The sequence below is a fragment of the Tannerella forsythia 92A2 genome, assembly GCF_000238215.1.
Lineage (GTDB): Bacteria > Bacteroidota > Bacteroidia > Bacteroidales > Tannerellaceae > Tannerella > Tannerella forsythia.
This window is the reverse complement of the sequence record NC_016610.1, coordinates 1,689,419-1,702,587: the sequence shown is the minus strand read 5'-3', so window position 1 is coordinate 1,702,587 and position 13,169 is coordinate 1,689,419. Positions and strand designations below refer to the sequence as shown.

The following is a 13,169-nucleotide window of genomic DNA, read 5'->3' as shown; positions in this document are numbered from 1 at the left end:
TTAGGTGTTGGGTATTAGGCAAGAACAACCCCATACCCAATCCCTAACACCTACCTCAATTCTTTTCTTTACCGAATATTCTGAAACGGCGGAATAATAGCGGCGTAATGCACAAGTCGGCTAACAAAGCCGTCAATACACCTGCCACCGACAGTATACCCATATGTATTATGGTAAGTCCGTTCGATGTCATATACATCGCAAAATTGGCGGATATGACCAGACTTGTAAGCAAGATGGGAGTACCCACTATACGGAATGTTCTGAGAGTGGCTTTTCGATAGTTGCGCTGACGCTGAAACTCGAGATGTCCGTGGTTGATGAAGTGAATGGTATCGTCGACAGCCAGACCGAGTATCATCGGCATAATGGTAGCCGTCATCATATCGAGCGGATATCCGAGCCAACCCATCAGACCGCCTACCGTGATGGCAGGCATAATATTAGGAATAAGCCCTATAAGCCCAAGACGAATGCTTCCGAATACCAACATCATCAGCACTCCGATAATCAATAGCGACACGGCAAAGGAGGTAATCTGTCCGCGTACCACATAGTTCATCATTGCGGTAAACTGCGGCATAGAGCCTACGGGAGTGATTTTGGCATCGGGGAACAACTTTTCGGCTACCTCCGCCACGTCTTTCAACTCTCTTTCGGCTTCACCCGAATTATACGCATTCATCTCCACCTGCAGCCTCAGCCGTCGGTAATCGTAATCTATCCACGTCTCTGCTTCGCTGCCTCCGGCATTCTCGTAGAGCAACAGTTGTTGGGCTATCTCGTCGGAGTTTGCAGGTATGGCATAGTAGGCGGCATCGCCGTTGTTGAGTGTCTGATTGAGGTCTTTGAGTATGTTCAATATCGAAGAGCTGCGTTTGGTCAACGGATATTTATCGACATATCTCTGCAATGAGTCGAGGGCTACCAGCGTTTTGCGCGACTTGGCGGCTCCGTCTTCGGGCAGATCTATCATAACATCGTACGAGTAAATAGAGCCGAGCTCCGTCTCACTCGCTTCGAGTATTTCTTTTACATAAGGAACTTTACGTCCCATCGAACTCTCCACATCGAATGCCGTCTCTATCTTGGTAAACTGATAAATCATAAAGACGGTAAAGACAATGAATATGCCCCATATCACTTTCTCGCGATTCAATACCACATTACCGAATGCTTCGAGACGGTGGTCGAGCCATCCGCCTCCGGCTGCCTGTATCTTGGGGTCGGGTTGGCGGTCTTTGCCGAAGCTGAGGACGGCAGGCATCACGGTTACGGCAATCAGGAAGGTAAGCATCACGCTCGTAGAAGTAGCAATACCGATAAAGTGCATCGGTGTGGCAGGAATGGTAAGGAACGACAGCAGTGCGGCAAACGTAGTCAGGGCACTGAACAGTACAGGCCAGCCCATCTCGCCTACCGTGTCTACGACCGCCTGCCGACGATTGCCGTACATCTGGAATCGTCGCCTGAAAAACGAGTGTACGTGTATGTTGTAAGCTATCGCCACGGCAAAAGCCAGCAACATAGGTATCAACATCATACCGCTGTCTATCGAGAAACGAAGATATCCGAGCATACCGTAGGACATCACGATAGACCCTATTGCCGTAACGACAGGCACTACGACTCCCCTCAACGATCTGGTGGCAAATATCAGCACTACGATTGCCAGCAATATAGCCAGCCCCATAATACGAGGTAACTCCTTGCCTATCCATTTCATCTTCTGGTCGGTAAGATAGGGAAGTCCCATACCTTTCGGGTTGAGGGGCTTGTACTTGTCTTTTCTTATGATGTGTTCCAATTCTCTACCTGTCAGGTTCTCGGGAGGCACCGAACCTTTGCCCTTGTACCATACCGAATCGTCGGGGAAGGGACGCAGTTTGAGCAATACCCAAGTGTTTCTGCCGTCTTGCGATACGAGTCGGTTGGCGATATACGGTTTGAGGAATGCCTTACGGCGTATCTCTGCAAGCCCTGCCTCGTCGGAAGGTATCTCTTCGGGCACAATCTGTTCGATAGACATACCCTCTTCATTGCCTATCATAAATTCGATGTCGGTGATAGAGGTCATCTTGTCGGCATACGACATACTGTCGAGCATCTCGTTCGACAGCTCGCGTATGAGTTCCAGATTTTCCTTGGTAAAAGTGTTGTCGCAATCGGTCAATACGGCAGCATAATTGTCGTTGCCGAATACGGCTTTGAACTCTTCTGTCTTGAGCAGTACGGGGTCGTCTTCGAGGAAGTAGCTCTCCCACGAGTCGTTGATTTTCATAAACCGAAGCCCATAGAACCCTGCGGCAAACAGAGCAATGAATCCGATTATTACCACCCATCGTCTTTTTACAATCCATTCGCCTCTACGGGCAAACCATCTGTTGATCTTTTCTATTTTCATCTGTATTGTCTATTAATTAATAATTCAATTATATTTATGTTTGGTATTGGGTTTTGGGGGTTAGGTGTTGGGGTGTAAAAAACACAATTTTACCCTAACCATTTGCTCTTGCTCGGCAATTACGTCTCTACAACACACCCAAGACCGAATACCAAACGCCCAATACCTATTAAAGAACATTGTTCTAATTCGTTCAAAAAAAATATTTTGTTCATATCTTCATCAAAGCTTTCCATCCGGCAGTACCGAAAGTGATGTATTCCGTAATAAACTGTTTGATATCGGCATCGGTCAATTCGTCGTGCGTTACGATTTCGCCCATCACCGTCAGCCAAAGTGAGCACATCGAATGCAAGAAAAAATCAGAGAAGTCGGCTTTGATATGAGGGTATCGTTCTTTCATTAATTTCATATACCGCAGGCTCTCCTGCGTGTACCGATCGACAAAGGTGTCTCTGAAATTTTCGAGCGACGAACCCGCGGAATTGAAAAGCAATATTTTCAGCTCCGTCCTGTAATTCGTCGGGATAACCATAAAATCATCGATCAACTTTTTCTGGTGCGAGTCCATTGAGAAAAATTCCTTACTCATGTAATCATCGCTGTTGTGTTCGGCGAACAACTGCTCGAAAGCATTGAGCAACGGTGTGAGTACCGCACGGAAAATCTCGTCCTTGTCTCTGAAATAGTTGTAAATATTGCTAAGCGTTACCCCCGACAGTCTCGAGATAGTACGCATAGAAGTATCTTTGAATCCCTTTTGCAGAAACTCTCCCCGTGCCGCTTGCAGAATGATACGGCGTATATCCTCTTTCTGTACTTGTGCCATTTATCTACTTAAACAGTAAAATTACAATTGCAAAATTACGCCAAATGAACAGTGTTCACAATCCCTAAAAAAGGGGATTTTTGAGGACTATATCCCCTTTGTTAGGGAGGGAGAAAAACATCAGGAGGGAGACGAAATCTTCGTTTTAGCGTGAATAATGCGGCAAGAGCCGCTTAAACTCCTTCAGTTCGAATCCATGGCGGGCAGTCAAAGCAATAAGAGCTTCGGTGAGGTGCGTCATCTCTCCACGGGCATGGCGTGTATGGTCGTTGATTGCGCTTGTTCATCCGGCTTCAAAGGTACGACGAACGAAGGAACGCCGCAATCCCCCAAAGAGGGGATTCTCTATGCCAATAAGCAGGAACGAAGCGGTTTCGTTGTCCGAAAGATGTCTTTTTTGTACTTTTGCGGAAAAGTTATCGGTAAGAGTATGGAAATAGTCGCATTGGTTTCCGGAGGGGTAGACAGTTCGGTCGTCGTACATCTGCTGAAAGAGGCGGGCTACGACCCGACGATTTTCTACATCCGTATCGGGATGGAGGATAAGGACGGATACATCGACTGTCCGGCGGAAGAAGATATCGAAATGACCACATATATAGCAAAGAAATACGGCTGCCGGATGGAGGTGGTTTCGCTTCACGACGAATATTGGGACAAAGTGGTCAGCTATACGATCGAGTCCGTAAAACGTGGCCTGACTCCCAATCCCGATATGATGTGCAATCGCTACATCAAATTCGGATGCTTTGAAGACCGATGGGGAAAAGATTTCGACAAAATCGCTACGGGACATTACGCGACAACAACGGAGATCAACGGTCGGACGTGGTTGTCAACAGCGAAAGACCCCGTGAAAGATCAGACGGATTTCCTCGGTCAGATCACGAATCTGCAAATTTCCAAGCTGATGTTTCCGATCGGCCACCTGATGAAGAGTGAAGTGCGTGCCATTGCTTCGGCACAGAACCTGCCGAGCGCACAGCGCAGAGACAGTCAGGGCATCTGCTTTCTCGGTAAAATTGATTACAACGATTTTATCGAGCGTTATCTCGGCCGTCGTGAAGGGAAAATCATCGAACTGGAAACCGGTAAGGTGATCGGTAAACATCAAGGCTACTGGTTTCACACCATCGGTCAGCGCAAAGGGTTAGGATTGAGCGGAGGACCGTGGTTCGTGATCCGGAAAGATGTGGACGATAATATTATTTATGTCTCGAACGGCTACGATCCGGAAACACAATACGGCAAAACGATTCGTATGGAAGGTTTCCATTTTATCACCGAAGATATCTGGGGGACGTTCGACGATGAGAAAGAAATCACATTCAAGATTCGTCACACACCCGAGTTCACGCATGGCTATATTCGTCGCTTCGGCGACTTATATACGATCCGTAGCGACGACAAGATACAGGGCATTGCGCCCGGGCAGTTCGCTGTCGTATACGACAAGGAGCATCATCTCTGCATTGGGAGCGGAATGATTATCTGATAAAAGTGACAGCAGGAGGCTTAGCCTACGCTTTCATGTTGAGGGATAACGGCAAAAAAGATCAGATCGGCATCACTGTCGTTCACAAGACTGTGCGCATGACCTTTCGGGCAGTAATGACACTGCCCTGCGCTCACGTTCTCTTCCCCGTCGTCGATCAACACCTTACCGCTTCCTTGCAGGACATAAATAGTTTCGCTACTCGTATCGTGCATATGCATGCCGATGGATGCGCCGGATTCAAGCCGGCCGTACATGATACGGTTATGCTCATCGACAAACATACGTGCGATATATTCCTTTTCACCGCCTTTAAAACGCGGTAACCGTTCTTCTTTAATGTTCGGAAAATCCAAAATCATGGCATTGTTTGATCATTGTTTTTCAGTTGTCAGTATTCAGTTGTCAGCTGTCAGCATACTTAACTCATAATCATCTGTTCCCCGCCCGTTACTTGATAGCATAAAGCGAACTGATCGATTCGTCGTGGCACACACGCCGGATGGCTTCGGCAAACATGTCGGCCACCGACAGTACTGTAATCTTTTCGCTTTTCTTCGTATAGGGAATCGAATCGGTGAAAATCATTTCTTTTAACGACGACTGATCAATACGCATCGTAGCAGGGTCAGACATTACGGCATGGCTTGCCATTGCCCGCACGGATTTCGCTCCATTTTGCATCATCAGATCGGCGGCTTTCGTAATCGTTCCGGCGGTATCGACAATATCATCGACTAACAGCACATCTCTGCCATCTACATCACCGATGATCCTCATGTCGGCAATCTCATTGGCTTTAAGTCGTTTCTTATAACAGATGACCATCGGTATTTCAAGAAATTTCGAATAGCTGCTGGCACGTTTCGTGCCGCCTACATCAGGGGTGGCCATCACGAGGTTATCGAGCGGGAGCTGCGCTTTGATGTAGTCAAGAAATACGGATGAGGCGTACAGATGGTCGACTGGCACATTGAAGAAACCTTGAATCTGATCCGCATGCAAATCCATCGTGATGAGCCGATCCAGACCGGACACACTCAACAAATCCGCAATCATTTTCGCCCCAATGGAGACGCGCGGTTTATCTTTCCGGTCTTGACGTGCCCATCCGAAATACGGAATGACGGCAATGACCGAATGTGCTGAAGCACGTTTGGCTGCATCCATCATCAGCAGGAGTTCCATCAGATTGTCCGCATTGGGGAATGTAGATTGTACTAAAAACACGTCTTTGCCACGGATACTTTCTTCGTATGAGACGGAAAACTCACCGTCGGAGAAATGTTCAATATTCATCTGTCCCATCGAACAACCCAGACTATTACAGATTTTCTCTGCAAGATAACGGGAGTTTGTTCCCGAAAAGACAGCAAAAGGAGTATGTGCACTCATCAGATCGAATTTTATTTAAAAGTAATATCGTACAAAAGTAGGAACTTATTCCGAAATAACGGGTCTGTTTATGGAAAAAACCCTTCACTCGCTTAAAATATTCACCCCTGAGTATTGTAATGGAATTTCAAGATTTTTCCGGAGCATGCGGGCAAAGCCATCTCGTAAGGGCAGGCGGCCGTCAATGTGCCGACAGTCTTCGTTCCTGAAAACAGGTCCGTCAGCTCGGCCGCTTGATTATCCGGAATCGGCAGGCTTCGGAAAGCTTCGTCGGGGATGTTGACGCGTACCGTCCGGGGCGTCCGATCGAAATTCGCGACAATAAGCAAGACTTCACGGCCCGACTTGCGCAAGAATGCATACTGCCGGTGCGGATCGAAATACGGGTTGTTCCGATTCACGTACATCAGATCGAAAAATTTCCCTTGACAAATTGCCTTCTCTGCGGCAGCGATGCGGAGAATGGCGGCATATTGGCGACGCAACGTTTTCTGTTCGTCGGTTAGCTGTCCTTCATCGAACCGTCCGTCGTTGTTCCATTTACGCAAGCACTCAAGGCTCCAGTAATCGAATATCGTTGTGCGTCCGTCACGTCCGCTGAAGCCTTCTTCGTCCATACCCCGTTCGCCCAGTTCCTGTCCGCAATAGATCATCACCGGGTTAGTACCCATCGTAGCTGCCGTAAGGAAAGCGGGTATCCCGGCTTGTGCTTCCCCGGCGAAGAAGTCGGAGGCGATCCGCTGTTCGTCGTGATTTTCGAGAAAAGCCAACATGTGAGGGCGGATATCGTCGACAGCCTGCCAGCATTCGGTCAGCCGGCCGGCCGGAGCTCGTCCGCACATGACCTCCCGAAGCGTATCATACAGACCAACCTTGTCATACAGATAATCGAATTGACCACGTTTCAAGAAATCGCGATAAAGTGACGGATGATATACTTCGGCAATAAAAATCACATTCTTCCAGCTACGCACACGTGGAATAACCCATTCCCAAAATTCGATCGGCACCATCTCCGCCATATCACAACGAAATCCGTCTACCCCTTTTCCAAGCCAGAACCTCAGGATATCGAGCATCTTCTTCCATGTGTCAGGCACCGGATAGAAATGTCCGAGTTTTCCGTTTTGGAAATCAACGCCATAATTCAGCTTAACCGTTTCATACCAGTCATTTTGGCCGGGATGCGCAGAAAAGCAATCGTTACCGGTCACTTTGGCTGGAAATTCACTGTATTCAAAATCTTCCTGCTGTGCACCGAAATGCAGTTGGAGAGTCTGTCCCGGCAGATAGTAAAAGTTATTGTTCGGATCGAAAGCAAGATGAGTCTGATCATTTTGTCCCAGATCCTGCATAAGCGGATTTTTGGCATCGGAATGGTACTGCCGGGCGACGTGGTTAGGCACAAAGTCAATGATAACTTTCAAGCCAGCCTCATGCGTACGATCGACAAGTGCCTCAAATTCGGCCATACGATTAGGGACCTCTCGGGCAAGATCGGGCGTCACATCGTAATAGTCTTTGATTGCGTACGGTGATCCGGCCTTCCCTTTTACTACGGCATCATGGTCTTTAGGTATGCCGAACACGGTATAGTCGGTCTGCGTGGCATGCTCAATGACACCGGTATACCACACATGCGTGATACCGAAATCTTTGATCTCCTTTAAAGCGGTCGATGTGAAGTCGTCAAATTTACCTGACCCGTTTTGCTGCAAACTTCCATGCTTCACACAAGGGTGCGTCCTGTTTCCGAAAATCCTCGGAAACACCTGATAGATAAATACTTTTTCATCTCTTTCCATAACATTTATTAAGTAATAATCGCATTTCTGTCCAAAAAGGCATGAATGAGTAACTCTTTCTTGTCCGAAGCCTTCACGAACTTGTGGAATGTCTTGAGAGCTGTACGATACCCGACATCCACGATAAGGTCGACATTCTTCAGATCGAACATTCTATATTTTCCGAACTCTGCCGTCTCAATCAACAAATCGCAATTGGTGCGGTCTTTTGCTGTGTTCGCCTCAAAGAGATAGTGAAACGATCGTTCGGCAATGCTGTAAATGTTTTGGCTGTATTTGGGTGACGTGTATGGGTTCACATTCACCCCAATCACCACATCGCAGAGATCACGGATCACCGACACGGGAAAATTATGAAAAAGTCCACCATCCACATAATGGATTCCGTCGATTATCACTGGATTAAAAATGATCGGAATACTGCATGATGCACGAATCGGTTCAGCAATAGGACCGGATGAGAAGTGATGGCTGCACCCGTGATCGAGATCCGTGGCGACAACAATCATCGGAGTTTGAAGTTCCTCGAATGTCTTCACCCGCAGATGACGTTCGACAAACCGGCTAAAACGGTTACTGTCAAATAAACCGGCCTTCGGGATTTGCAGTTGTGCAAACTCCGAAAATTCCCGCCCCGTAAACATCCGTTTGATTTCATCTGCCGCATGACCGGCAGCAAATAAAGTCCCCATCAGTGCTCCGGCACTCGTTCCGACGATCACATCCGGACGAATACCACACTCTTCCAATAGCTTGAACACGCCAATATGTGCAAAGCCTCTTGCTCCGCCTCCACTTAGCGCCAATCCCAATCGATATCGTTTTCTTGTGCCTTTTTTCATCACCCTCAAACTTTGTCTGGCAAAGGTATAGTTTTTTTTCGGATGAACAACCGGTACAGGATCTGTTTTTTATCACGAATCTTTGATCCATCCTTATCTTTCTCATGGCTCCTAATCGAAAAACCCACTTTTCAATATCCCCAAAAATAGGGATTGATTTGTAACCTGTGATTTTTTATCTTTGCGCCTCAAAAAAAACACAGACAAAAGAAAGATGGTTGGGTACAAAAAATAATATGAATATCTGACCAATATATGCACTAAGAACTATGATAACAACAAAACGAAAAATCCTGCTTATCCTCTTCGGAATAGCAGGTCTGTCTTTTAACGCGGTTCCTCTGTTGAGCCAAAAGAAGTTTTCTCTGCGGGGAACCGTATATGAAATGTCAACAAGGCATCAAAAACAGCCTCTTCCCGGTGCTTCACTTATCATTGAAGCTTCCGGCATCGGCACAACAAGCGATGTAAACGGAGATTACACTCTTACTCCCATTTTCGAAGGTGAAATCAGGTTAAAAGTATCTTTCATTGGGAAAGTCACCGTAGACACGCTCTTGAAAATACATGCCGATACGAGCGTTGACTTTATCTTAAAAGAAGACAATTTCCGGTTAAAAGAGGTCGTTGTAACCGTAGAACCCGGACAGAGCGGACAATCGACTTCCTCGACGATCTCTCATAAAGCGATCGAACACCTTCAATCGGTCAGTTTAAATAATGTACTAGCCTTACTGCCGGGAGGAATCACCGCTAATCCCAATCTGAACTATGCTTCTCAGATCAATATCCGCACCGTAGGCAATCCAAACGGCTGGGGCGAATCGGCGATGAATGCCCTTGGTGCCACCATTATACAAGACGGATCACCGCTCTCGAACAATGCAAACCTGCAAGCTATGCACCCTGCCGTGTTAGGAAATTTAGGTGCGTTGGGAGGAACGGCTTCGCCGGGAGGAGGGCTTGACACGAGAAACATCTCGCTCGAGAATATCGAATCGGTCGAAGTGATACGGGGTATCCCCTCGGCAGAATATGGCGATTTAACGTCGGGGGCCGTCTTAGTCAAATCGAAAGCCGGTAAGACCCCATTAACCGTTAAGGCGCGAACGAACCCGAATATCTACCATTTCTTTGCACAGAAAGGGACCAACCTCGGGAAGAACCGCGGTGATTTAAACCTGAGCGCCGACTATACTTATAATGTAAATACGCCGGTTCAGTCGTATCGATATTATCGGCGCTTCTCATCCAAGGCCATCTACTCCAATGTATATTTAGACAATCGATGGAAGAGTAATACTATCGTCGATTTCATGTACGGACAGGCTAAACGAGACCGTAATCCGGACGATAAAATCACGGAAACCGTATCAAGCGGTAAAGATGCCAAGTTATCTTTAAACACGAACGGGACCATCTATTTTAAAGATAAAAGCTGGCTGAAGAATATCAGGTACGCATTATCCGGAAGCTATACGGATAAAAAAAGTCATTACGAAGAATTGTATACAGCGGCGAATGCTCCCTATTCCATGACAACGGTCGACGGAGCAGTCATCACCAACAAGCCCGGCCTTGATTTATATGACGTGGACGGGAAAAAGATTACCGACTACACGCACGTAAATCCTTCGGATCGGGCCGTATTCCTGCCTTCCACCTATAAAGGGAAATATGATATTTACGGAAAAGAGATCAACGCCTTTGCCAAATTATCGGCCACGTTGTTTAAACGATGGGGTAAAACGGATCATCGGATACTGCTCGGAGGAGAATACCGCTTGGAGGGTAATGTAGGGAAAGGGAAAGTCTTTGACCGGATGGCTCCGCCTTACCGTAATTTACAAGCGCTCAACGCCACGTTCAGACCGCGTGCTTACAAAGACATACCCTTTATCCGGCACGGTTCGTTCTTTGTGGAAGAGAACTTGACCGCACACCTTACCCCTAACAACCAATTACGTGTTCAGGCGGGATTACGATACGATATGATGAAAGACGTAGAGAACGTCTTATCCCCCCGTATTAACGCCTCATTCGAAGTGATTCCTCAAAAGGTTTTCCTGAAAGCGGGATACGGCGTGACAGCGAAGATGCCTACTCTGGTTTATTTGTATCCGGAGAAAGCATACTTCGAATACATCAACATCAACGAGATGCCGAACGATAAGATTCCCGAAGATCAGCGTATCTTTATGACAACGACACGGGTTTTCGACACCCGAAATCATGACCTGAAAGCGGCGACCAACACGAAAGCGGAGCTCGGAGCAGATTTCCTGTTCGATGACTTCCAACTGTATGTCACCGCATTTAAAGAACACTTGAAGAATGGCTATTCCATGTCGCCCAGGTTCAATCCGGTTACTTTTAAACAATATAAACGCGCGGGAGGCAAGAATCAACCGGTTTACAAATTATCGGCCGCTCATCCCGTGTTGGCGAAATATTATGTTCCTTCCAACCATTTGGTCATGAACAGCCAAGGCGTTGAGTTCGATTTACGCATCAACCGGATTGACGCCATTCGTACCGCCTTTTCTTTTTCGGGCGCCTACATGGAGAACGAGAATTATCAGGACACCTATACCTATTATGACAACAGCGGTGAAGGAGGCGCTTCGCGCACCCACGTCGGACTGTACGGCCCAGCGATGTCCAAACATAAAACCGACCGGTTCTCGACAGCTCTACGGGCAACACATAACATCCCCGAAATAGGATTTGTGGTTACCCTCACAATGGAAACCGTTTGGAGCCAGCGAGACCGTTATACTTTCGGCAATGATACCGTCCCTGTAGCTTATATCTCCAAGAACGACGGAAAACAATACGACTTCGACCCTTCGAAGAAGGATGAGCCAGAGTTTAAATCCATCCTTCGTCGACGCAACGATGCCTTGTACATTGTTGAATCCATCCCGCCGTTATTCAATTTCAATATCAATATAACAAAAGAAATACGCAATTTTATGCGTGTCTCCTTCTTTGCGAACAATATGTTCAGATATTATCCGGTTGTGGAATCCAAGCGCAACCCCGGCTCGTATCATCAAGGGGGCGAAGGATTTCTCCCTGTAAAAGACTTCTTCTTCGGATTAGAAGTAAATTTATTAATCCATTAATATACGTTGGACTATGCACAAAAAAATATATCTTGCACTCATCGGGGCAGCGTCTTTCTTGGTTTCATGCGACTCGTTTTCCGATGCTCTCGGAACAAAAGAAATAACGCCGATATCCGTCACTATTCGTCCCGAAATCACAGTGCCCGGTTTTGACGGCACAAGCGGACTGAAACTTATTTTGAACAACTATACCGAAGGGATCCGCGTGGAAAAAGAACTCACTTCCTCGACCGTAGAGATTGGCGATCTGATTCCCGGAATGTACAGCATCGTCGTCTCGGGAAAATTAAAAAACAAGGAAGGCGTATGGTATTATTTAAACGGCAGTTTAGTGAACCATCCCGTATTGAATCATCGTGCGACGATTGATTTGCCTATTTCCGGTCAGAAAATAAGCCCTCTCGTGTTTAAAGAAATCTTTTACGCGGGAACGGCCAAATTCTATTTCCGAAATCAGTTTTACGAAATTTATAACAATTCGGAAGAAACGCTTTACTTAGATGACATTTATTTTGCGAATCTGTATCCGACGAAAGCCACTCCCATCCTTCCCGTGTGGCCTCAGGAGGACGGCGACAAATATGTCTACACCGATCGGATATGGAAATTCCCCGGAAATGGAACGACTTACCCTCTGAAACCCGGTGAAAGCTGTGTGATTTCACAGTTCGCAGCTAATCATAAGCTCGAGATTTATAATCCGAATTCACCGGTCGACTGTTCCAGCTCCGAGTTCGAGTTCAATATGAACAATCCGAAGTTCCCGGATCAACCGGCTTTCGATATGGAACATGTCTACTTTGATGGGAAGGCCGACAAAGGAAGGTCACCCCAATATTTAACTTCTATTTTCGGTGGCGCCTACGTTATTTTCAAAGTACCCGAAGGAGAAACGTATGATCCGGTAAACAATCCGGCATTACAAGCAAAGGATCAGAGTAGTTCATCCAAGAAGCTCTATGCAAAGATTCCGATTGAGTACGTGTTGGACGGTGTAGAAGCCGTAGACGACGAAACGAAGGTTAATGCCAAGCGCATGCCGGGCGTATTGGATGCCGGAATCACGACCGTCGGTGCGACCTATAATTCACTTGGAGTAACCCGTAAAAAGATCGGAGAGAACCCGGATGGGACTCCTTTTTTGCAAGATACCAACAATAGCACGGAAGATTTTGAAAGAGGGGTCGTTCCCATGTTCAGACGCTACAACGCCAAAATGCCGAGCTGGAATCACACCCTAAAATAAGTATCATTTTTAAGTAAAAAAA

9 protein-coding genes are annotated in these 13,169 nt (G+C 46.8%); 3 read left to right on the top strand and 6 right to left on the bottom strand.

The features are described from left to right. Positions 1-55: 55 nt before the first annotated feature. Both BFO_RS06975 and BFO_RS06970 read right to left on the bottom strand, forming a co-directional pair. Positions 56-2,404, bottom strand: coding sequence for an efflux RND transporter permease subunit (locus tag BFO_RS06975; RefSeq protein WP_014224946.1), 2,349 nt, complete (start codon positions 2,402-2,404; stop codon positions 56-58). Positions 2,405-2,615: 211 nt separating this feature from the next. After that, positions 2,616-3,233, bottom strand: coding sequence for a TetR/AcrR family transcriptional regulator (locus BFO_RS06970; protein WP_014224945.1), 618 nt, complete (start codon positions 3,231-3,233; stop codon positions 2,616-2,618). Positions 3,234-3,663: 430 nt separating this feature from the next. Between BFO_RS06970 and mnmA the strand changes: the two genes are divergently transcribed. After that, positions 3,664-4,728 (top strand): tRNA 2-thiouridine(34) synthase MnmA, encoded by a 1,065-nt coding sequence (gene mnmA / locus BFO_RS06965; RefSeq protein WP_041591187.1) that lies wholly within the window; start codon positions 3,664-3,666, stop codon positions 4,726-4,728. 20 nt (positions 4,729-4,748) lie between these two features. Here the strand turns inward: mnmA and BFO_RS06960 are convergent, their stop codons facing one another. The 4 genes from BFO_RS06960 to BFO_RS06945 form a co-directional block, all read right to left on the bottom strand. Next, positions 4,749-5,090: a cupin domain-containing protein gene (locus BFO_RS06960; RefSeq protein ID WP_014224943.1), complete on the bottom strand. Its 342-nt coding sequence runs from the start codon at positions 5,088-5,090 to the stop codon at positions 4,749-4,751. An 88-nt stretch (positions 5,091-5,178) separates the two neighbouring features. After that, on the bottom strand, positions 5,179-6,123 hold the full coding sequence (locus BFO_RS06955) for a ribose-phosphate pyrophosphokinase (protein WP_014224942.1): 945 nt from the start codon (positions 6,121-6,123) through the stop codon (positions 5,179-5,181). Between the two features lie 101 nt (positions 6,124-6,224). Next, complete coding sequence (locus BFO_RS06950; RefSeq protein WP_014224941.1) at positions 6,225-7,928, bottom strand: alpha-amylase family glycosyl hydrolase; 1,704 nt, start codon at positions 7,926-7,928, stop codon at positions 6,225-6,227. An 8-nt stretch (positions 7,929-7,936) separates the two neighbouring features. Then, on the bottom strand, positions 7,937-8,773 hold the full coding sequence (locus BFO_RS06945; protein WP_014224940.1) for a patatin-like phospholipase family protein: 837 nt from the start codon (positions 8,771-8,773) through the stop codon (positions 7,937-7,939). Between the two features lie 266 nt (positions 8,774-9,039). Between BFO_RS06945 and BFO_RS06940 the strand changes: the two genes are divergently transcribed. Both BFO_RS06940 and BFO_RS06935 read left to right on the top strand, forming a co-directional pair. Continuing rightward, positions 9,040-11,898 (top strand): TonB-dependent receptor, encoded by a 2,859-nt coding sequence (locus BFO_RS06940; RefSeq protein WP_014224939.1) that lies wholly within the window; start codon positions 9,040-9,042, stop codon positions 11,896-11,898. A gap of 13 nt (positions 11,899-11,911) precedes the next feature. Continuing rightward, positions 11,912-13,147 (top strand): DUF4876 domain-containing protein, encoded by a 1,236-nt coding sequence (locus BFO_RS06935; protein WP_014224938.1) that lies wholly within the window; start codon positions 11,912-11,914, stop codon positions 13,145-13,147. Positions 13,148-13,169 lie beyond the last annotated feature (22 nt).